A 20,887-nucleotide genomic window follows, 5' to 3' on the forward strand; every position below is an offset into this window, starting at 1 on the left:
CGGCGTAGGTTTGCGGCCACAATCTCGAAACTACTTTAAGTTCACTCGTGCTGCCGGCTCTGGCCGGGGCATTGATTCACTCGGTCCTCCGGCTCGCCGATGGGAAACTTTGCATGAAGCTGATCAAATCCACCACCCTCATTCTCTGCATGGGCGTATCCGCCTGCAGCTCCTTCCAGGGAAATGGCGACCAGGCCGCCGCCCCCGCCAAGCCGGGCAATGCCCAGGCCAGCACCGCCACCAGTGGCAGCCACTGGTGGTGGCCGTTCGGCGGCAGCGACAAGGCGGCCGAATCAGTCAAGCCGGTGGCCAAGGCCGCCGAGCCCAAGGCTGAAACCAAGGTCGCGGCGAAGGCGCCGGCGGCCAAGCCGGAGCAGGCCGCTGCGGCCGGCGAGAAGGGCAGTCACTGGTGGTGGCCCTTCGGCAGCGAAGACGTGAAGCCCGTCGCCAAGGCGGAAGTCCTCAAGCCGGTACCGGTCAAGGTCAGCAAGGCCTGGCTGGACGAGCACGAGCAGAAGCTGCGCGTCGCCGTGGCCGGCAGCAACGTCAAGGTCGAGCGTCGCGACGATGCCCTGGTGCTGGTGACCCCGGTGGACGGCTCCTTCAATCCGGATCGCGCCGAGATGCTGCTGCCGGTGATGCTCGGCCCGCTGTCGCGTTCGGCCAAGTCGGTTAGCGTGGATGAAGACAGCGCCGTCATCGTGCTCGGCTTCAGCGACAGCACCGGTGCCGCCGCGCTCAACGACAAGATCAGCCTGCAGCGCGCCCAGGCCGTGGCGGCGATCTTCCGTCTCAGTGGCTACAGCGGCAATCGCCTGATCGTGCGGGGTCTTGCGGCCGCCCATCCGCGTGCCGACAACACCACCGCCGCCGGCCGCGCCGCCAACCGCCGCGTCGAGGTGCTGATCCAGCCGCGCGCCACCGTGCTGGCCAGCCTGCAATCCCTGGCCGCGCGCTAGCCGCAAAGCTTGTCCTGAAGCAGGCGAGCGGGGCGGGACTTGGTTAAGCTAGGTCGACAACGACCTAGCAGGAGACCTCCATGTCACCGTCCCTCGCCGATATGCGTCGCGACTACACCCGCGACGGCCTGACCGAAGCCCAGGCACCCGCGGATCCCTATGCCCTGTTCGGGCAGTGGTTCGAAGAGGCGGTGCGCACCGAGCAGCCTCCCGTCGAAGCCAACGCCTGCTGGCTGGCCACCGTCGATGACGAGGGTCAGCCGCATTGCCGCGTGCTGCTGCTCAAGGGCGTCGATGCCCAGGGCTTCGTCTTCTACACCAACTACGACAGCGCCAAGGGCCAGCAGATGGCCAGGCAACCCCGGGCGGCCATGACCTTCTTCTGGCCGGCGCTGGAGCGCCAGGTGCGCATCGAGGGTTTGGTGGAGCAGGTCTCTACCGAGGAATCAGACGCCTACTACCGGGTCCGCCCGCTGGGGAGTCGCCTGGGTGCCTGGGCCTCGCCGCAAAGCCAGGTCATCGCCGATCGTCATGAGTTGGAGCAGCGCCTGGCCGCCGTGCAGCAGCGCTTCGCCGACGGTGAGCCGAGCCGCCCGCCGTTCTGGGGTGGTTATCGCCTGAGGCCGCAGCGCATCGAATTCTGGCAGGGCCGCTCCAGCCGCCTTCACGATCGGCTGGACTACCGGCGCGTGGAAGGCGAGTGGCAGCGCCAGCGCCTGGCACCTTAAGGCGTTCGCAAGGTACCGGCGTTACAGTCGCCGGAAACCTCCCCGGACGCCCTGGGTCAAGGATAATAGCGATCTGCGCCAGTACCGCTGCCCGGTACGGCCAGTGTCTTTCAACTGCCCTTGGAGTTGCCCCATGAACAGAGTCCTTCAGCTCGCCGCCTCCCTGACCGCCGTCGCCCTGCTGGCCGGCTGCGCCTCCGATCAGTCCGGCGACGTCTATTCGCGCGATGAGGCGCGGCAGGTGCAGACGGTCCGTACCGGCACCATCACCGCCCTGCGCCCGGTCACCATCGAGGGCACCAAGTCGCCGGTGGGCGCCGGGGCCGGTGCCGTGGTCGGTGGCATTGGCGGCAGCGCCATCGGCGGCGGTCGTGGCAGCTTCGTCACCGCCATCATCGGTGCAGTGGCCGGTGGCCTGCTGGGTGCCGCCACCGAAGAAGGCTTCACCAAGGCCAACGGGGTCGAGATCACCGTGAAGGAAGACGACGGCGGCTCCCGCGCCTATGTGCAGGCGGTCAACAAGGGCGAGATCTTCCGCGTGGGCGAGCGGGTGCGCATCCTGACCGTCAACGGCACCAGCCGCGTCGCGCCCAACTGATCCGCCGGGCGTACCCGAAGGTACGTCCATGCCCTTCCAGAACGGGCGTCCGAATCGCTAGACTGCGAATCGGATGCCCGTTTGCGTTTTCGCCCGTAAATAGTTGTCGCCTGGGCGCAATGCCGCGCCTGGAGGCCGTCCTACAATCCCCCTCAGTCACCGCCGTGATCGGCAGGAGAACCCCGATGTCCGCTTCTCAACCCAACGTGCAACGCGCCGCCTTCGATGAGGTGATGGTCCCGACCTACGCCCCCGCCGCGTTCATTCCGGTGCGAGGAGAGGGCTCCCGTGTCTGGGACCAGGCCGATCGCGAATACGTCGATTTCGCCGGCGGCATCGCCGTCAGCGCCCTGGGCCATGGCCATCCCGCGCTGATCAACGCCCTGACCGAGCAGGCCGGCAAGCTCTGGCACGTCTCCAACATCTACACCAACGAGCCTGCCCTGCGCCTGGCGCGCAAGCTGGTGGACCACACCTTTGCCGACCGGGTGTTCTTCGCCAACTCCGGCGCCGAAGCCAACGAGGCGGCCTGCAAGCTGGCCCGTCGCTATGGCCATGACGTCAGCGGCGGCAGCCGTTACGAGATCGTCGCCGCCACCAACAGCTTCCACGGCCGGACCCTGTTCACCGTCAGCGTCGGCGGTCAGCCCAAGTATTCTGATGGCTTCGGTCCCAAGATCGAAGGCATCCGCCACGTGCCCTACAACGACCTGGCCGCTCTCGAAGCCGTGGTCTCGGACAAGACCTGCGCGGTCATCCTCGAACCCATCCAGGGCGAGGGCGGCGTGCTGCCGGCCGACCAGGCCTACCTGGAGGGCGCGCGTCGCCTGTGCGATGCCCATGGCGCCCTGCTGATCTTCGACGAGGTGCAGAGCGGGGTCGGTCGCAGCGGTCATCTCTACGCCTACCAGCACTATGGCGTGGTCCCGGACATCCTCACCACCGCCAAGAGCATCGGCGGCGGCTTTCCGCTGGCGGCCATGCTGACCACCGAGAAGGTCGCCCAGCACTTCAGCGCCGGCGTGCACGGCAGCACCTATGGCGGCAACCCGCTGGGCTGCGCCGTGGGCGCCGCGCTGCTGGACATCGTCGCCACCCCGGAAACCCTGGCCGGTGTCGCCGCCCGTCATCAGCGCTTCGTCGCCGGTCTGGAGCAGCTCAATGCCCGCTATGGCCTGTTCCAGCAGATCCGCGGGCTAGGCCTGCTGATCGGCGCCGTGCTCAACGACAGCTGGAAGGGGCGCGCCAAGGACATCGTCACCGCCGCCAACGAAGAGGGTCTGATGATCCTGCAGGCCGGTCCCGACGTGCTGCGCATGGCGCCGAGCCTGATCATCTCCGAGACCGATATCGACGAAGGCCTGGCCCGCCTGGATCGCGCCCTGGCGCGTCTCACCCAAGGCTAATCTCCGGACGCGGGACGCGTACCGCTGGCATCCAGGGATGGATCCGTACACAAGGAGTTCTCATGCTGGTAATGCGCCCTGCGCGCGCGGCGGATCTGCCCCTGGTCCAGCGGCTCGCCGCGGATAGCCCGGTTGGCGTCACCTCGCTGCCCGACAACCCCGAGCGGTTGCGCGACAAGATCCGCACCTCGGAGTCGTCGCTGGCGGCCGAGGTGGGCTTTCATGGCGAGGAGAGCTATTTCTTCGTGCTCGAAGACACCACCAGCGGCGAGCTGCTGGGCTGTTCGGCCATCGTCGCCTCGGCCGGTTTCTCCGAGCCCTTCTACAGCTTTCGCAACGAGACCTTCATCCACGCCTCGCGCGAGCTGAAGATCCACAACAAGGTGCATGTGCTGTCGCTCTGTCACGACCTGACCGGCAACAGCGTGCTGAGCAGCTTCTATGTCCAGCGCCCGCTGCTCGACACCCCCCACGCCGAACTCAACTCCCGTGCCCGCCTGCTGTTCATGGCCGCCCACCCGGCGCGCTTCGCCGAAACGGTGGTGGTGGAAATCGTCGGGCTGGCGGACGATGACGGCGAATCGCCGTTCTGGAACGGGGTAGGGCGCAACTTCTTCGATATGGACTACGCCGCCGCCGAGCGCCTGTCCGGGCAGAAGAGCCGCACCTTTCTCGCCGAACTGATGCCCACCTATCCGCTCTATGTGCCCCTGCTGCCCGACAGCGCCCAGGAGGCCATGGGTCAGGTGCATCCCCGCGCCCAGATCACCTTCGACATCCTCAGCCGCGAGGGCTTCGAGACCGACAACTACATCGACATCTTCGATGGCGGTCCGACCCTGCACGCCCGCACCACGGCCATCCGCTCCATCGCCGAGAGCCGCCTGGCGCCGGTGAGCGAAGGGGCCCCGGCCGGCGAGGAGGCGCCCTGGTTCCTGATCGCCAACGACGGCCTGGAAAACTTCCGGGCACTGGCCACGCCCCTGCGCTGGGCGCCTGGCGATCCCGTCGTCCTTTCCCCCGAGCAGATCGCCACCCTGGAGATCGCCGAAGGCGACCGGGTTCGTCTGGTAGCGCTGTAGCCGACCCTAGCGTCTTTGGAGGTCCGATGATCGTCCGTCCCGTTACCCGTGCCGATGTGCCCGCGCTGCTGCAACTGGCGCAGGCGGCCGGCGCCGGTCTCACCACCCTGCCGGCCAGCGAAGAACGCCTGGCGCAGCGGGTGGAAAATGCCGAGCGCAGCTTTCTGCGCCAGGCCGAATCCGCCGATGCGGACTATCTCTTCGCCCTGGAAGAAGACGGCGAGGTTATCGGCATCGCCGGGATCGCCGCCGCCCTGGGCCTGCGCGAGCCCTGGTACAACTACCGTGTCGGGCTGACGGTGAGCGCCTCGCGCGAACTGGACATCCACCGGCAGATCCCCACGCTGTTCCTGGCCAACGACATGACCGGCAGCTCCGAGCTCTGCTCGCTGTTCCTGCGCGCGGATCGCCGCGGCGGCGCGGCCGGGCGCCTGCTGTCCAAGTCGCGCTTCCTGTTCATCGCCGAATTCCGCGAGCTGTTCGCCGAGCGCATCATCGCCGAGTTGCGCGGCATGTCCGACGACCAGGGGCAGTCGCCGTTCTGGGAGGGCCTGGGCCGCCACTTCTTCAAGATGGAATTCTCCCAGGCGGACTATCTCACCGGCATCGGCAATCGCGGCTTCATCGCCGAGCTGATGCCGCGCTTTCCGCTCTATACCTGCTTCCTGTCGGCGGAAGCGCGCCAGGTGATCGGCAAGGTACACCCGGACACCGAAGCCGCTCGCCGCCTGCTGGAGGCCGAGGGCTTCAATTACCAGGGCTACGTCGACATCTTCGATGCCGGTCCGACCCTGGAAGCCGAGACCGCCAAGGTGCGCGCGATCCGCGACAGCCAGCGCCTGGTACTGGCAGTAGGCACGCCTGGCGATGACGCCGAGGTCTATCTGATCCACAACCGCAAGTGCCAGGACTGCCGCATCACCAGCGCCCGCGCGCGCCTGGCTTCGGGCACCCTGGTGGTCGATCTGGCCACCGCCCGCGAATTGCGGTTGATGGCCGGCGCCCAGGTGCGCGCCGTGCGCCTGATGCCCTGAGGAGACCCGATGGATAGCCTGTACATAGCGGGACAGTGGCGCCCCGGCAGGGGCGAGGTGTTCAGTTCGCTCGATCCCTACGACGGCGCCGAGCTCTGGCAGGGCGCCGCCGCGGATGCAGCGGACGTCGACCAGGCGATCGCCGCAGCGCGCCAGGCCTTTCCCGCCTGGGAAAGGCGCGGCCAGGCCGCGCGCCTGGAGATCCTGCAGGCCTTTGCCCAGGCGCTGCAGCAACGCCGCTCCGCGCTGACCCGGGCCCTCGCCGAGGAAACCGGCAAGCCGCTGTGGGAAGCCGATACCGAACTCGGCAGCATGATCGCCAAGGTGGCCATCTCCGCCCAGGCCGAGGCGGCCCGTAGTGGCGAGCGCTCGGCCAGCGTGGCGGATGCCCGTAGCGTCACCCGTCATCGGCCGCATGGTGTCCTGGCGGTCTTCGGTCCCTACAACTTTCCCGGCCATTTGCCCAACGGCCATATCGTGCCTGCGCTACTGGCCGGCAACACGGTGGTGTTCAAGCCCAGCGAGCTGACGCCGCGTTTCGCCGCTCTGACCCTGGAGTGCTGGATCGCCGCCGGACTGCCGGCCGGGGTACTCAATCTGGTGCAGGGCGGTCGGACCACCGGTGAGGCCCTGGCCGCGCATCCGGGCCTGGACGGCATCCTCTTCACCGGCTCCAGCGCCACCGGAGCGGCGCTGCATCGGCTCAATGCGGAGCGTCCGCAGCGACTGCTGGCCCTGGAGATGGGCGGCAACAATCCCTTGGTGTTGGCGCCGGTGGCCGATCTGGACGCCGCCGTGGTGACCATCGTCCAGTCGGCCTTTCTCTCCGCGGGGCAGCGCTGCACCTGCGCCCGCCGCCTGCTCGTGCCCCAGGGTGCCTGGGGCGATGCCCTACTGGCGCGCCTGGTGGCCGTCAGCGCCGGTCTCGGCATCGGTCGCTTCGACGCCGATCCGCCGCCCTTCATGGGCACCGTCATCTCCCTCGCCGCTGCCCAGGCCCTGCTGCGGAGCCAGGCCCAGCGTCTGGCGCAGGGCGGTCGGGCACTGCTGGAGCTGCGCCAGCCGGACGCCCAGCGGGCGCTGCTCACGCCGGGGATCATCGAGGTGTCGGGCATCGCCGACCTGCCCGACGAAGAGGTCTTCGGGCCGCTGTTGCAGGTCCAGCGCTATGACGACTTCGACCAGGCCCTGGCCCTCGCCAATGCCACCCGCTTCGGCCTGGCGGCCGGGCTGCTAGCCGACGACCCGGCCCTCTACGAACGTTTCTGGCAGGGCGTGCGCGCCGGCATCGTCAACTGGAATCGGCCTCTGACCGGAGCGGCCAGCGCGGCGCCCTTCGGCGGCGTCGGTGCCTCGGGCAACCACCGCCCCAGCGCCTACTACGCCGCGGACTACTGCGCCTTCCCGGTCGCCTCGCTGGAAAGCGACGCCCTGACCCTGCCTAGCCAATTGCCTCCAGGATTACCGCTATGAGTCAACTCGCCCCTGCTGCTCGAGAGGTCAATTTCGACGGCCTGGTCGGTCCGACCCACAACTATGCCGGCCTGTCCTATGGCAACGTGGCCTCCCAGGCCAGCAAGCAGCAGTGCTCGAATCCGCGCGAGGCCGCGCGCCAGGGCCTGGCCAAGATGCAGGCGCTGATGGAGCTGGGCTTCGAACAGGGCGTGCTGGCCCCCCACGAAAGACCCGACATCGCCTCGCTGCGGCGTCTGGGATTCGCCGGCAGCGATGCCCAGATACTGGAAAGCGCCGCACGCGAAGCCTTGCCGCTGCTCCTGTCGGCCAGTTCCGCCTCGGCCATGTGGACGGCCAACGCCGCCACCGTCAGCCCCAGCGCCGACACCCGCGATGGCCGCGTGCATTTCACCCCGGCCAACCTGGCCTGCAAGTTCCACCGCAGCCTCGAACCCAGCACAACAGCGCGCATCCTCCAGGCGATGTTTCGCGATTCCGCGCATTTCCAGCACCATGCGCCGCTGCCCTCGGTGGCCCAGTTCGGCGACGAGGGCGCGGCCAACCACACCCGCTTCAGTCGCGATCATGGCGCTCCGGGCGTGGAGTTCTTCGTCTTCGGCCGCAGCGCCTTCGATCCGCGCTATCCCGAGCCTCATCGCTATCCGGCGCGCCAGACCCTGGAAGCCTCCCAGGCCATCGCCCGGCTGCATGGCCTGAGCGAGGAGGGCGTGGTCTTCGCCCAGCAGAATCCGGCGGTGGTGGACCAGGGCGTCTTCCACAACGACGTCATCTCGGTGGGCAACGCCCAGGTGCTGTTCCACCATGAGGACGCCTTTCTCGACAGCGACCGGGTGCTGGACGAACTGCAAGCCAAGCTCGCCCGACGCGGCGGCCAGCTGCAGCGCCTCTGCGTGCGTCGCAGCGAGATCAGTGTCGGCGACGCCGTGCGCTCCTATCTGTTCAACAGCCAGCTGCTGGATCGACCGGGGCAGGGCGCGCTGCTGGTGGTGCCCGACGAGTGCCGGCAGAATCCGGCGGTCTGGGACTATCTGCAGGCCCAGGTCAGCGGCGCGGGCCCGCTGGGCGAGGTCAAGGTCTTCGATCTCAAGCAGAGCATGCAGAACGGCGGCGGCCCCGCCTGCCTGCGGCTGCGGGTGGCGCTCACCCCTGAGGAGCTGGCCGCGGTAAATCCGGGGGTGCGCTTCACCCCGGCGCTGCATGCCCAGTTGCTCGACTGGGTGGATCGGCACTACCGCGACCGCCTGGCACCGACTGACCTCGCCGATCCCCAGTTGCTGGGTGAGGTCCGCACCGCCCTCGACGAGCTGACCGAGTTGCTGGGCCTCGGCTCGGTCTATCCCTTTCAATTGCCCTGACGTCCGGAGCCCCCATGAGCAACCGTCTCGATCTCATCCTCGAACCCACCGCCGACGAGCAGCAGACGCTGCAGGTCCAGCGCCTGGCCATCCGCCTGGCCGGTCGCGACCTCTGGCTGGAAGCCGATGGCGCCGGTGGCCTCAACATCTTCGCCGACTCCCAGGATGACGAAGAGCAGACCCCAGTCCTGGTGCTGCGCCCTCAGGCCCTCAATGCCCTGGGCCTGTCCATCGCCCTGGAGACCTTCGCCGACGACGGTGATGAGAATCATGTGCATGACGCCGATTGCGGTTGCGGCCACGATCATTGAGTATCTAGCCTCGACACGTCGCTCAGCGGAGTAGAGCATGGCTGCATCTGAACGTTATCGGTTGGCGCTTGGCCGCCTGCTGGACCTGACCCTGGCCGGCCGCGAGCCGACCGAGAAGATTCAACTGACTGCCGACGGCACCCGTCTCCACTGGCTGACCGAAGGCGTGCTGGAAGTCACTCCGCCGGTGGCGCGCGACAACCGCATGGACCTGCTGCTCTCGGCGGGCATCCATGGCAACGAGACGGCGCCCATGGAGCTGCTCGACGAGTTGCTCGGCGGCATCGCCAGCGGTGCCCTGCGTCCCGCCTGCCGCCTGTTGTTCATGTTCGGCAATCCCGACGCCATGCGCCGCGGCACCCGCTATGTCGAGCAGGACCTGAATCGCCTGTTCAATGGCCGCCATGCTCAGGCCGAAGGTCCCGAGGCGCAACGCGCCAACGACCTGGAACGCCTGTCCGCGCAATTCTTCAGCAAGCCGGATCGGGCGCGCCTGCACTACGACCTGCACACCGCTCTGCGGGCCTCGGCGCTGCCGCGTTTCGCCCTCTATCCCTGGAGCGCCGGGCGTGAGCATTCGGAAGCCGAGTTGCAGCGTCTCGAAGCCGCCGGTATCGAAGCCGTGCTGCTCTACGACAAGCCAGGCATCACCTTCAGCGCCTATACCTATGCCGAGTGCCAGGCCGAAGCCCTGACCCTGGAGCTGGGCCAGGCGCGGCCCTTCGGCGAGAACAGCGAACTCGATCTGAGTCGCCTGCGGCTGCTGCTCGAGGCGCTGATCGAAGGCCGCGAAGCCGAGCTGCCACCGCCGGATTCCTCCTTGCTGAGATTCCGTGTGGCGCGCCAGGTGTACAAGTCCAGTCCGCGCTTCCAGTTGCACCTGGCCGACGACGTGGCCAACTTCTCGCCGCTGCGCCAGGGTTCGCTGCTGGCCGAAGACGGCAGCGAGCGCTGGATCGTCGACGAAGCCGAGGCGCGCATCATCTTTCCCAATCCCAAGGTCGCCGTCGGCCTGCGGGCCGGACTCATTGTGGTCCCGGCTTAAGGAGCGACCTCATGATCGATCTGCGCAGCGATACCGTCACCCAGCCCACCTCGGCCATGCGTCAGGCCATGCTGGCCGCCGAGCTGGGCGATGACGTCTATGGCGAAGACCCCACCGTCACCCGCCTGGAACAGCGTCTGGCGGGCGATCTGGGCCTGGAAGCCGGACTCTTCGTACCCAGCGGCACCATGAGCAATCTGCTCGGACTGCTGGCGCACTGCGAGCGGGGCGACGAATACCTGGTCGGCCAGCAGGCCCACACCTACAAGTACGAAGGTGGCGGCGCCGCGGTGCTGGGCTCCATCCAGCCGCAACCCATAGAGATGGCCGCCGATGGCAGCCTCGACCTCGATCTGGTGCGCAGCTACATCAAGGCCGATGACTTCCACTTCGCTCGCACCCGGCTGCTGGCCCTGGAAAACACTATGCACGGCAAGGTGCTGCCGCTTACCTATCTGGCCGCGGCACGCGCCTTCACCCGGGAGCACGGCCTGGCCCTGCATCTGGACGGCGCGCGGCTGTACAACGCCGCAGTCAAGCTCGGCGTACCGGCGCGCGAGATCAGCCAGCATTTCGATTCGGTCTCGGTCTGCCTGTCCAAGGGCCTCGGCGCGCCGGTGGGGTCGGTGCTCTGCGGCGATGCCGCCCTGATCGCCAAGGCGCGCCGCTGGCGCAAGGTGGTCGGCGGCGGCATGCGCCAGGCCGGCATGCTGGCAGCGGCCGGTCTGCATGCCCTCGACCACCAGGTCGAGCGCCTGGCCGAGGACCATGCCCACGCGGCGCAGCTCGGCACCGCCCTGGCCGAACTCGGCTATCAGGTGGAGCCGGTGCAGACCAACATGGTCTACCTCGCCCTGGGCGACGGGGCGCCCGCCCTGCAGGCCTTCCTGGCCGAACGCGGCATCCGCATCAGTCCTGCGCCGCGCCTGCGACTGGTCACCCATCTGGACGTCAGCGCCGCCGATATCGAGGCGGTCATCGCCGCTTTCGCCACCTACCGCCGCCGCTAAGTCTTCCGACGACGTTTTTCCTGCGCAACCGGGGCGACACCGGGGCGCAGGCGTCGATATACTCCCAGACATGCGTGTCCGTTTTCCGCACGTGCCGCGTCTGCGGCGCCCGCTCCGTTCGTCTCATCTGCGATCCAGTCGGATGCCCGTCACGCGCGTCGAAAAGCCCATTGTCTGGAATGAATATGAAAAGCGCCGAAATCCGTGAAGCCTTCCTCCGCTTCTTCGAAGAGAAGGGGCACACCCGGGTCGCCTCCAGTTCGCTGATCCCCGCGAACGATCCGACCCTGCTGTTCACCAACGCCGGGATGAACCAGTTCAAGGACTGCTTCCTCGGCATGGAAAAGCGCAGCTACACCCGCGCCGCCACCAGCCAGAAGTGCGTGCGCGCGGGCGGCAAGCACAACGACCTGGAGAACGTCGGCTACACGGCGCGTCACCACACCTTCTTCGAGATGCTGGGCAACTTCAGCTTCGGCGACTACTTCAAGCGCGACGCCATCACCTTCGCCTGGGAATTCCTCACCTCGCCTCAGTGGCTGGGTCTGCCCCGGGAAAAGCTCTGGGTCACCGTCTACGCCACCGATGACGAGGCCTACGACATCTGGACCAAGGAAGTCGGGGTGCCCGAGGCGCAGATGGTGCGCATCGGCGACAACAAGGGCGCGCCCTATGCCTCGGACAACTTCTGGACCATGGGCGACACCGGTCCCTGCGGTCCCTGCACCGAGATCTTCTTCGACCACGGTCCCGAGATCTGGGGCGGCCCGCCCGGCTCGCCGGAAGAAGACGGCGATCGCTACATCGAGATCTGGAACAACGTCTTCATGCAGTTCAACCGCACCGCCGATGGCGTCCTGCATCCGCTGCCGGCGCCCAGCGTCGACACCGGCATGGGCCTGGAGCGGGTGAGCGCCGTGCTGCAGCACGTGCACTCGAACTACGAGATCGATCTGTTCCAGCACTTGCTGGCGGCCTCGGCCGAGGCCATCGGTTGCGCCAACGACGACGCCCCCTCGCTCAAGGTGGTGGCCGACCACATCCGTTCCTGCAGCTTCCTGATCGCCGATGGCGTGCTGCCGTCCAACGAAGGCCGTGGCTACGTGCTGCGTCGCATCATTCGTCGCGCCTGCCGCCACGGCAACAAGCTGGGCGCCAAGGGCACCTTCTTCCACAAGATCGTCGCCGCCCTGGTGGCCGAGATGGGCCAGGCCTATCCCGAGCTGGTCCAGCAGCAGGCGCACATCGAGCGCGTGCTGCGCACCGAGGAAGAGCAGTTCGCCAAGACCCTGGAGCAGGGCCTGAAGATCCTCGAACAGGATCTGGCGCAGCTGCAGGGCGACACCATTCCCGGTGACGTGGTGTTCAAGCTCTATGACACCTACGGCTTCCCGGTCGACCTGACCAACGACATCGCCCGCGAGCGCAACCTCAACCTCGACGAGGCTGGTTTCGAGCGCGAGATGGAGGCCCAGCGCGAGCGCGCCCGCTCCGCCAGCGCCTTCGGCGTGGACTACAACAGCCTGGTCAAGGTCGAGGGCGAGACCCGCTTCCTCGGCTACGACACCACCAGCGCCTCGGGCACCATCGTCGCCCTGTACCGCGCCGGCCAGCCGGTGGACAGCCTCGCCGAAGGCGAGGAGGGCGTGGTCATCCTCGACCAGACGCCGTTCTATGGTGAATCCGGTGGCCAGGTCGGCGATACCGGTACCCTGGAAAGCGCTGGTGTCGGCTTCGCTGTGCGCGACACTACCAAGACCCAGGGGGCCTTCCTGCACCATGGCGTGGTGACCAAGGGCAGCCTCAACGTCGGCACCGCGCTGATGGCCCAGGTTGATGCCGGTCGCCGCCAGGGCATCGCCCTGAACCACTCCGGTACCCACCTGCTGCACGCCGCACTGCGCCAGGTGCTGGGCGACCATGTCCACCAGAAGGGCTCCCTGGTCAACGACCAGCGCCTGAGATTCGACTTCAGCCACTTCGAGGCCATCAAGCCCGAGGAGCTCAAGCGCATCGAGACGATCGTCAACGAAGAGATCCGCAAGAACAGCGCGGTGACCACCGAGGTCATGGCCATCGACGAGGCCAAGGCCCGCGGCGCCATGGCGCTGTTCGGCGAGAAGTACGGCGACGTGGTGCGCGTGGTCGGCATGGGCGGTGAATTCTCCGTCGAGCTGTGCGGCGGCACCCACGTCGCCCAGACCGGCGACATCGGCCTGCTCAAGCTGGTCAGCGAAGGCGGCGTGGCCTCCGGCGTGCGCCGCGTGGAAGCCATCACCGGCACCGCGGCCCTGGCCTACCTCAACGGCGCCGAAGAGCAGCTGCGCGAAGCCGCCAGCCTGCTCAAGGGCAGTCGCGACAACGTGCTGGACAAGCTGGCCGCGCTGGTCGAGCGCAATCGCCAGCTGGAAAAGGAAATCGAGCAGCTCAAGGCCAAGGCCGCCAGTGCCTCGGCTGGTGATCTGGTGGACCAGGCGCAGGACGTCAAGGGCGCCAAGGTGCTGACCGCGCGCCTCGACGGTCTCGACGGCAAGGCGCTGCTGGCGCTGGTCGACCAGCTCAAGAACAAGCTCGGCAGCGGCATGATCCTGCTCGGTGGCGAAGCCGACGGCAAGGTGGTGCTGGTGGCCGGCGTCACCGCCGACCTGACCGCCAGGCTCAAGGCCGGCGAGCTGATGAAGCGCGCCGCGGCCGTGGTCGGTGGCAAGGGCGGCGGTCGTCCGGACATGGCTCAGGGCGGCGGCACCGATGCCAGCCAGCTTGAAGCGGCCCTGGCCTGCGCCGCGCAGTACGCCGAGGAAAGCCTCTAAGAGCGCTGCGGGTCGCCGGGGAGGGCGGCCCGCTTCCTCCCTCAACAACTTGAATCAGATTTTTCTGCGGACGGGCAGCAAGCAATGGCATTGATCGTACAGAAATTCGGCGGTACCTCGGTGGGTACGGTGGAGCGTATCGAGCAGGTCGCCGAGAAGGTGAAACGCTTCCATGAGGCGGGCGACCAGATCGTGGTGGTGGTATCGGCCATGAGTGGCGAGACCAATCGCCTGATCGGCCTCGCCAAGCAGATCATGGAGCAACCCGATCCGCGCGAGCTGGATGTCATGGTCTCCACCGGCGAGCAGGTCACCATCGGCCTGCTGGCCATGGCGCTGCTCAAGCGCGGCGTCCAGGCGGTGTCCTATACCGGCAACCAGGTGCGCATCCTCACCGACAGCGCCCACACCAAGGCGCGCATCCAGCAGATCGACGACGCCCGCATCCGCGCCGAGCTCAAGGCCGGCAAGGTGGTGGTCGTGGCCGGCTTCCAGGGCGTTGACGAGCAGGGCAACATCACCACTTTGGGTCGCGGTGGCTCCGACACCACCGGCGTGGCCCTGGCGGCCGCGCTGAAGGCCGACGAGTGCCAGATCTATACCGACGTCGACGGCGTCTACACCACCGATCCGCGCGTGGTGCCCCAGGCCCAGCGCCTGGACAAGATCACCTTCGAGGAAATGCTGGAAATGGCCAGCCTCGGCTCCAAGGTGCTGCAGATCCGTTCGGTGGAGTTCGCCGGCAAGTACAACGTGCCGCTGCGCGTGCTGCACAGCTTTCAGGAGGGTCCGGGCACCCTCATTACCCTTGATGAAGAGGAATCCATGGAACAGCCGATCATCTCCGGCATCGCCTTCAACCGTGACGAAGCCAAGCTGACCATTCGCGGTGTGCCGGATACCCCCGGCGTGGCCTTCAAGATCCTCGGCCCGATCAGCGCGGCCAACATCGAAGTCGACATGATCGTACAGAACGTCGCGCACGATAACACCACCGACTTCACCTTCACCGTGCACCGCAACGACTACCAGAGCGCCCTGGAGATCCTCAAGCGCACCGGCGTCGAGATCGGCGCTCGGGAGTCCGTCGGCGACACCAAGATCGCCAAGGTCTCCATCGTCGGCGTCGGCATGAGATCCCATGCCGGCGTGGCCAGCCAGATGTTCGAAGCCCTGGCCAAGGAGAGCATCAACATCCAGATGATCTCCACCTCCGAGATCAAGGTGTCGGTGGTCATCGAGGAGAAATACCTCGAACTCGCCGTCCGCGCCCTGCACACCGCCTTCGAACTCGACGCCCCCGCACGCGGCGCCGAGTGACCCGCCAGATGAGGTTCCTGCCACAGGGACCTCATCCGACGCGGGTTCTGCGGAACTTTACTTGCATGGACAGAGGTCAATAGCGACTAGAGGGTCCATTCAGGGATCGTTTCGGTTCATACGTGCAGACTGAGTTAAAGCTTAAGGAGAATGGAATGCTTATTTTGACTCGTCGGGTTGGTGAGACCCTGATGGTAGGTGATGAAGTCACCGTGACGGTACTGGGAGTCAAGGGCAACCAGGTCCGCATCGGCGTCAATGCGCCCAAGGAAGTCGCGGTTCATCGCGAGGAAATCTACCAGCGCATCCAGAAGGAAAAGGACCAAGAACCAAACCACTGATTTTTTTTGAATTTTTCTCTTTGCAAACGGGCAAACCTTCGATATAGTTTCGCCCCGTTGCGGTGAGGTGGCCGAGTGGCCGAAGGCGCTCCCCTGCTAAGGGAGTACACCTCAAAAGGGTGTCGAGGGTTCGAATCCCTCCCTCACCGCCATTTGCTTCAAACTGGCTCCGCTGTACTGACCGATTGGTAAGTACCTGATAAACAAGCAAATTTGCTTGACACGTCAGAAACGGAAGCTAGAATACGCAGCTTCAACGCACTCGTAGCTCAGCTGGATAGAGTACTCGGCTACGAACCGAGCGGTCGGAGGTTCGAATCCTCCCGAGTGCGCCAAATCGACGAAGCCTCTGGCTTCAGCAGTACCAGCGGTGTTCTGGCTAAACGCACCGAAACGCACTCGTAGCTCAGCTGGATAGAGTACTCGGCTACGAACCGAGCGGTCGGAGGTTCGAATCCTCCCGAGTGCGCCAAATATGAAGAAGGGCCTGCAGCGATGCAGGCCCTTTTTTATTGTCTGCGGATTCGTGCCAGTATCCGCGACCGTTGGCCTGGCCAGGATTCCGTCCGGTCAGGCCGTGCGTCTTTCGACCTTGCCCGCGAGAGGGTCTCTTCATGCAGTGGGACAGACCGACTCCCCACCTCCTGCCGCTGCGCATCGGTGCCGAGCACATCGACGGCCTGGGCCATGCCAACAACGCCGTGTACGTCAGCTGGCTCGAACAGTGCGCCTGGCAGCATTCGGCGGCCCTGGGCCTGGATCTCGCCACCTTCCAGCGGCTGGATCGTGCCATGGCCGTGGTGCGCCACGAGATCGACTATCTCAGCAGCGGCTATCAGGACGATGAGCTGGTATTGGGCACCTGGCTGGTGGACTGGGATCGTCGTCTGCGCATGACCCGGCAATTCCAGCTGCAGCGTCCCGCCGATGGCGTGACCCTGCTGCGCGCCCGGACGACCTTCGTCTGCATCGAGCTGTCTTCCGGCAAGCCCAGGCGCATGCCACCCGAATTCCTGGCCGGTTATGGCCAGGCACTACCTGGCGAGGACGTCTGAGCATGGAGATCGCCCTGGCGCCCATGGAGGGCCTCGTCGACGACATCCTGCGGGAATTGCTGACCGAGGTCGGTGGACTCGACTGGTGCGTGAGCGAATTCATCCGTGTCTGCGATCGCCTGCTGCCGGCGGCGGCCTTCGCCAAGCTGGCACCTGAGCTGGAGCAGGGCGCGCGCACCCCATCGGGCACCCCCATGCGGGTGCAACTGCTGGGTTCGGATCCGGCCTGCTTGGCCGACAACGCGGCCTTCGCCTGCACCCTGGGCGCCCCGGTGATCGATCTCAACTTCGGCTGCCCGGCCAAGACCGTCAACAAGTCCCGCGGCGGGGCGGTGCTGCTCAAGGAGCCGGAGCTGCTCAACCGGATCGTCGAGAGCGTGCGCCAGGCCGTGCCGGCGCACATTCCGGTCACCGCCAAGATGCGCCTGGGCTACGACAGTCCGAACGCCGCCCTGGCCTGCGCCGAGGCCCTGGTCGAGGGTGGCGCGGCGCAACTGGTGGTCCATGCGCGGACCAAGGTCGAGGGCTACAAGCCGCCGGCGCACTGGGAATGGGTGGCGCGGGTGGCCGACCGGGTATCCGTGCCGGTGCTGGCCAACGGCGAGATCTGGACCCTGGACGACTACTGGCGTTGCCGCAGCGTCAGCGGCCAGGCCTCGGTGATGCTGGGGCGCGGCCTGGTCTCGCGACCGGACCTGGCGCTGCAGATCGCCGCGGCGGTGCGCGGAGAGGAGACCGCGCCGCAGAGCTGGGCCGAGATCCTGCCGCGGGTGCAACGCTTCTGGGTCATGGCGCAACGCAAGCTGGCGCCGCGCTACGCCCCCGGTCGCCTCAAGCAGTGGCTGGGCATGCTGACCCGCAGCTATCCCGAGGCCGCGGCCCTGTTCGCCGAGGTGCGGCGCGAATCCGATTGCGCCCTGATCGACCGCCTGCTCGGCATGGCCGGGCACAATCCAGCCGAACTTGATCTCGATCAAGAACGCCGGCCGCAACTCGTCTAGTCTCTGGGGAGTGGTGACGACGGAGCGTCGTCGCTCGAGCACGCAAGGCACTTCAGGCGACCCCGGGTCGCCTTTTTTTCGTCCGGGCGATCGGCTGGAACTTCGCCTGGGCCACGCGGCCTATGCTGGATCCCCTATACACCAAGAGCCGACGTGCGCCTACCCTGGACGGTCTTTCTCGCACCCACGCCTGCGGCACTCCTCTTTGCCGGCAAGACCCTGTTCGCCGCCGGACTGGCGCTCTGGCTGGCCTTTCGTTTCAGCCTCGAACAACCGGTCTGGGCCTGCATGACGGTGATGATCGTCTCCCAGCCGCTGTCCGGCATGGTGCTGGCCAAGGGCCTGTTCCGCCTGCTCGGCACCATTGCCGGCACCTGCATGGCGGTGGTGCTCATGGGCTTCTTCGCCCAGACGCCCTGGCTGTTCCTCCTGGCCCTGGCCGGCTGGATGGCCCTCTGCACGGCAGCCTCGACCCTGCTGCGCAACCATGTCGCCTATGGCTTCGTGCTGGCCGGCTATACCGTCGCCATCATCGGCCTGCCCGCCATTGCCCATCCGCTCACGGTGTTCGACCAGGCGGTGGCCCGCTGCACCGAGATCTGCCTGGGTATCGTCGTGGCCTCGGCGGTCAGCGCGCTGTTCTGGCCGCAGCGGGTGGAACAGAATCTGGCCGCCCAGGCGCGACGCACCTGGGAGCAGGGCGTGGCTGCGGCGCGGGCGGAGCTGGCCGAGGCCCAGGATGCCACCCAGGGTCTGCTGGCCATGCTTGGCCAGGTGGTGGCGGTGGATGCCCAGCGCGACCACGCCTGGTTCGAAGGCCAGCGCGGCCGGCAACGCGCCAGGGCGTTGCGCCTGCTCTCGCGGGATCTGCTCAGCCTGCTGCGCACCGCCCGCGGTGCCATGCGGCAGTGGCGTGGCCTGGACGAGCCGAGAAGGGCCGCCCTGCAGCCCTGGCGCGACGAACTGCTCGCGACCCTGGCCGACCCCCAGGCGCCTGCCCTGGAGGCCCTCCTGCAGCGTCTGAGAGAGGCTGCGGGCACCGCCCCGGAGCTGGACAACGATCAGCGCTACCTGCTAGCCCGTTTCGCCATCCTGCTGGACAAGATCCTGCTGGCCGGTCGCGCCCTGGACAGCGTCCACACGGCCCAGCTCAGCGCCGTGGCGCCCTCGGCGCTGGCGCGCCATCGCGATGTGCAGACGGCGCTGCTCTACGGCCTGCGCAGCGCCTGTGCGCTGCTGGTCGTCGGCGTCTTCTGGCTGGCCAGCGCCTGGCCCTCGGCACCGGGTGCCATGCTCATGGCCGGGGTCATCTGCAGCCTGTTCGCCAATCGCGACAACGCCGCCACCATCGGCCTCGGCTTCCTGCGGGGCATCCTCTATGCCGCGCCAGTCGCCATCCTGGTCAGCCAGGTGCTGCTGCCGCAGATCAGCGGCTATCCGCTGCTGTGCCTGGTGCTGGGGGTGCCGCTGTTCTTTGCCGCCCTGGGAATGGCCGGACCGCCGGGCGTGGTGGGGACGGCGACGGCCTTCGCCATCCATCTGCTGGTGCTGGTCTCGCCCAGCAACCACGGCCAGGTGGAGATGGGCGCCTTGCTCAACCAGTTGCAGAGTCTGCTGATCGGCGTCGGTTCGGCCGTGCTGATGTTCCGGCTGATCAGCCTGCGCACCCCGCGGCGCACTAGCCGCCGCATCCTCGAGGCCACCACCTATGACCTGCAGCGCCTGACCACCGTCCCTCTGGCCAATGCCGAGACCTGGTTCGGCGGGCGCATGGCGGATCGCCTGCTGCTGCTGGCGCGACATATCGAGCAGCTGTCGGCCAGCGAGCGGGGGCGCTGGGAGCAGGGGCTGCTGGCGCTGGACCTGGGTAACGAGCTGCTGCATCTGCGCGCCTGCCTGGCAGGTGCCCAGGGCGAGGTGGCCCGGGCGCGGGACGCCTTTCTCGGCCGCTTCGCCGAACAGCTGGCGGTGGGCTTCGGTAACCTGCGGCCGGGCGCGCTGGACGCGGCGGCAGAGCGTCTGCGGCAGGCGCTGCACCAGGCGCCGGACGATGAGCCGCATCGATTGGCGCGCGGCGCCATCGGCCAGCTCCAGCAGACCTGGCGCAGCTGTTGTTTAGAGGCGGTAGCGGAGGAGGACGCGGATGAATCTGCATGAATGGGCCATCGGCGGGGTCTACCTGGGGCCGCTGTTCGTCTATGGCGTCCTGGCGCTGCTGCTGACGGCGCTGTCGCTGTGGCTGCTGCAGCGCAGTGGCCTGGGCCGCCATCTCTGGCACAGCGCCCTGTTCGGTTGCGCGCTGTTCGTGCTGTGGCTGGCCGCCCTCGTGGCCGTGCTGGCCACCTGAGCCCCATAACAAGAGGATCGACAAGGCGATGCACAAGACCCTGCGTGTGGCGATAACCCTGATCGTGGTACTACTCGCCATCCTGGCCGGCACCTGGCTGTGGCACTTCTATCTCTATACGCCCTGGACGCGCGATGCGCGGGTGCGCGCCGATGTGGTGGTGGTCGCGCCCGACGTATCGGGCTGGGTGACGCGCCTGGCGGTGGTGGACAACCAGCTGGTGAAGCCCGGCGATCTGCTCCTGCAGATCGATCAGCAGCGCTACCAGGCCAACCTCGCCCATGCCAAGGCGGTGGCCGAGACGCGCCAGCAGCAGCTGCGCCTGCGTGAGAGCGAGGCCGCCCGGCGCCAACGGCTGGGCACCAGCGCCATCAGCGCCGAGGATCGCGAGACCGCCCAGGTCAACGTTGCGGTCGCCCGCAGCCAGTACCAGGAAGCCCTGAGCGATGTGAACCTGGCCCAGATCAACCTGGATCGCAGCCGGGTGCTGGCGCCGCGGGAAGGGCGGATCACCAACCTCAGATTCGCCGAGGGCAACTATGTGCAGACCGGCCAGGCGGTGATGGCCCTGGTGGATACCCGCTCCTTCTATGTCATGGCCTATTTCGAAGAGACCAAGATTCCCCACATCCACCCCGGCGATGCGGTACGGGTGCGCCTGATGAACCAGGCGGCGCCCCTGCAGGGGCGGGTGGCGAGCATCAGCAGCGGCATCACCGATCGCAACGCCGCCAGCGATACCCAATTGCTGGCCAACGTCGAGCCGACCTTCAACTGGGTGCGCCTGGCGCAGCGCATCCCGGTGCGCATTGAGCTGCTGGACGTCCCCGCGGATATCCACCTCAGCGCGGGGATGACGGCAAGCGTTTCGGTGCTCGATGGCGAGGGTCACCACCCGCTGCAGGGCTGGCGTCGGCTCTGGGATTACTGAGGTCTGGAGGGGTACGACTAAAGTCGTCTGGAAGCCTTAACGGGCGGGCCTAGAGTAGAGCTCGACGCTCCCGTCATG

19 protein-coding genes and 3 tRNA genes are annotated in these 20,887 nt (G+C 67.2%); all 22 read left to right on the forward strand.

Annotated elements, in window-relative coordinates; all coding sequences use genetic code 11:
- Nucleotides 1–113: 113 nt before the first annotated feature.
- Complete coding sequence (locus tag QKY98_RS14525) at nucleotides 114–959, forward strand: OmpA family protein (RefSeq protein WP_027596870.1); 846 nt, start codon at nucleotides 114–116, stop codon at nucleotides 957–959.
- A gap of 80 nt (nucleotides 960–1,039) precedes the next feature.
- Nucleotides 1,040–1,687, forward strand: a complete 648-nt coding sequence (gene pdxH, locus QKY98_RS14530; protein ID WP_074584359.1) for a pyridoxamine 5'-phosphate oxidase — start codon at nucleotides 1,040–1,042, stop codon at nucleotides 1,685–1,687.
- A gap of 133 nt (nucleotides 1,688–1,820) precedes the next feature.
- On the forward strand, nucleotides 1,821–2,285 hold the full coding sequence (locus QKY98_RS14535) for an outer membrane lipoprotein (protein ID WP_007159112.1): 465 nt from the start codon (nucleotides 1,821–1,823) through the stop codon (nucleotides 2,283–2,285).
- A 185-nt stretch (nucleotides 2,286–2,470) separates the two neighbouring features.
- On the forward strand, nucleotides 2,471–3,691 hold the full coding sequence (locus tag QKY98_RS14540; RefSeq protein ID WP_027602734.1) for an aspartate aminotransferase family protein: 1,221 nt from the start codon (nucleotides 2,471–2,473) through the stop codon (nucleotides 3,689–3,691).
- 62 nt (nucleotides 3,692–3,753) lie between these two features.
- Nucleotides 3,754–4,773 (forward strand): arginine/ornithine succinyltransferase subunit alpha, encoded by a 1,020-nt coding sequence (gene aruF, locus QKY98_RS14545; protein ID WP_027602735.1) that lies wholly within the window; start codon nucleotides 3,754–3,756, stop codon nucleotides 4,771–4,773.
- A 26-nt stretch (nucleotides 4,774–4,799) separates the two neighbouring features.
- Nucleotides 4,800–5,807, forward strand: coding sequence for an arginine N-succinyltransferase (gene astA / locus QKY98_RS14550; RefSeq protein ID WP_027602736.1), 1,008 nt, complete (start codon nucleotides 4,800–4,802; stop codon nucleotides 5,805–5,807).
- A 9-nt stretch (nucleotides 5,808–5,816) separates the two neighbouring features.
- Complete coding sequence (gene astD, locus QKY98_RS14555; protein ID WP_284671131.1) at nucleotides 5,817–7,280, forward strand: succinylglutamate-semialdehyde dehydrogenase; 1,464 nt, start codon at nucleotides 5,817–5,819, stop codon at nucleotides 7,278–7,280.
- Nucleotides 7,277–8,638 carry an N-succinylarginine dihydrolase gene (astB, locus tag QKY98_RS14560; protein ID WP_284671132.1) on the forward strand — a complete coding sequence of 454 codons (1,362 nt, stop codon included), beginning with the start codon at nucleotides 7,277–7,279 and terminating at the stop codon, nucleotides 8,636–8,638. Before astD ends, astB begins: the two co-directional genes overlap by 4 nt.
- Before the next feature lie 14 nt (nucleotides 8,639–8,652).
- Nucleotides 8,653–8,949, forward strand: coding sequence for a hypothetical protein (locus tag QKY98_RS14565; protein ID WP_007159106.1), 297 nt, complete (start codon nucleotides 8,653–8,655; stop codon nucleotides 8,947–8,949).
- Nucleotides 8,950–8,986: 37 nt separating this feature from the next.
- The gene (gene astE, locus QKY98_RS14570) at nucleotides 8,987–9,994 is read left to right on the forward strand and encodes a succinylglutamate desuccinylase (protein ID WP_027602739.1); all 1,008 of its coding nucleotides are present in this window, start codon (nucleotides 8,987–8,989) and stop codon (nucleotides 9,992–9,994) included.
- 11 nt (nucleotides 9,995–10,005) lie between these two features.
- Nucleotides 10,006–11,004, forward strand: coding sequence for a low-specificity L-threonine aldolase (ltaE, locus tag QKY98_RS14575; protein ID WP_027602740.1), 999 nt, complete (start codon nucleotides 10,006–10,008; stop codon nucleotides 11,002–11,004).
- Nucleotides 11,005–11,189: 185 nt separating this feature from the next.
- Nucleotides 11,190–13,814, forward strand: a complete 2,625-nt coding sequence (gene alaS, locus QKY98_RS14580) for an alanine--tRNA ligase (RefSeq protein WP_284671133.1) — start codon at nucleotides 11,190–11,192, stop codon at nucleotides 13,812–13,814.
- A gap of 84 nt (nucleotides 13,815–13,898) precedes the next feature.
- Nucleotides 13,899–15,134 carry an aspartate kinase gene (locus tag QKY98_RS14585; protein ID WP_007159102.1) on the forward strand — a complete coding sequence of 412 codons (1,236 nt, stop codon included), beginning with the start codon at nucleotides 13,899–13,901 and terminating at the stop codon, nucleotides 15,132–15,134.
- A gap of 155 nt (nucleotides 15,135–15,289) precedes the next feature.
- Nucleotides 15,290–15,475 carry a carbon storage regulator CsrA gene (csrA, locus tag QKY98_RS14590; protein WP_007159101.1) on the forward strand — a complete coding sequence of 62 codons (186 nt, stop codon included), beginning with the start codon at nucleotides 15,290–15,292 and terminating at the stop codon, nucleotides 15,473–15,475.
- Between the two features lie 61 nt (nucleotides 15,476–15,536).
- Nucleotides 15,537–15,627 (forward strand) — tRNA-Ser (locus QKY98_RS14595).
- A gap of 106 nt (nucleotides 15,628–15,733) precedes the next feature.
- A tRNA-Arg gene (locus QKY98_RS14600) sits at nucleotides 15,734–15,810 on the forward strand.
- 60 nt (nucleotides 15,811–15,870) lie between these two features.
- Nucleotides 15,871–15,947: transfer RNA gene (locus QKY98_RS14605), tRNA-Arg, on the forward strand.
- A 142-nt stretch (nucleotides 15,948–16,089) separates the two neighbouring features.
- Nucleotides 16,090–16,530, forward strand: a complete 441-nt coding sequence (locus tag QKY98_RS14610) for an acyl-CoA thioesterase (RefSeq protein ID WP_007159100.1) — start codon at nucleotides 16,090–16,092, stop codon at nucleotides 16,528–16,530.
- Between the two features lie 2 nt (nucleotides 16,531–16,532).
- The gene (locus QKY98_RS14615) at nucleotides 16,533–17,531 is read left to right on the forward strand and encodes a tRNA dihydrouridine synthase (RefSeq protein WP_027596859.1); all 999 of its coding nucleotides are present in this window, start codon (nucleotides 16,533–16,535) and stop codon (nucleotides 17,529–17,531) included.
- 153 nt (nucleotides 17,532–17,684) lie between these two features.
- Entirely contained in the window at nucleotides 17,685–19,688 is a 2,004-nt protein-coding gene (locus tag QKY98_RS14620; RefSeq protein WP_284671134.1) for an FUSC family protein, read from the forward strand.
- Nucleotides 19,675–19,878 carry a DUF1656 domain-containing protein gene (locus tag QKY98_RS14625; RefSeq protein WP_027602744.1) on the forward strand — a complete coding sequence of 68 codons (204 nt, stop codon included), beginning with the start codon at nucleotides 19,675–19,677 and terminating at the stop codon, nucleotides 19,876–19,878. Before QKY98_RS14620 ends, QKY98_RS14625 begins: the two co-directional genes overlap by 14 nt.
- A 28-nt stretch (nucleotides 19,879–19,906) precedes the next feature.
- Complete coding sequence (locus QKY98_RS14630) at nucleotides 19,907–20,809, forward strand: efflux RND transporter periplasmic adaptor subunit (protein WP_027596856.1); 903 nt, start codon at nucleotides 19,907–19,909, stop codon at nucleotides 20,807–20,809.
- Nucleotides 20,810–20,887: the final 78 nt, after the last annotated feature.

Source organism: Pseudomonas sp. HR1, from assembly GCF_030175875.1.
Classification (GTDB): Bacteria; Pseudomonadota; Gammaproteobacteria; order Pseudomonadales; family Pseudomonadaceae; genus Chryseomonas; species Chryseomonas oryzihabitans.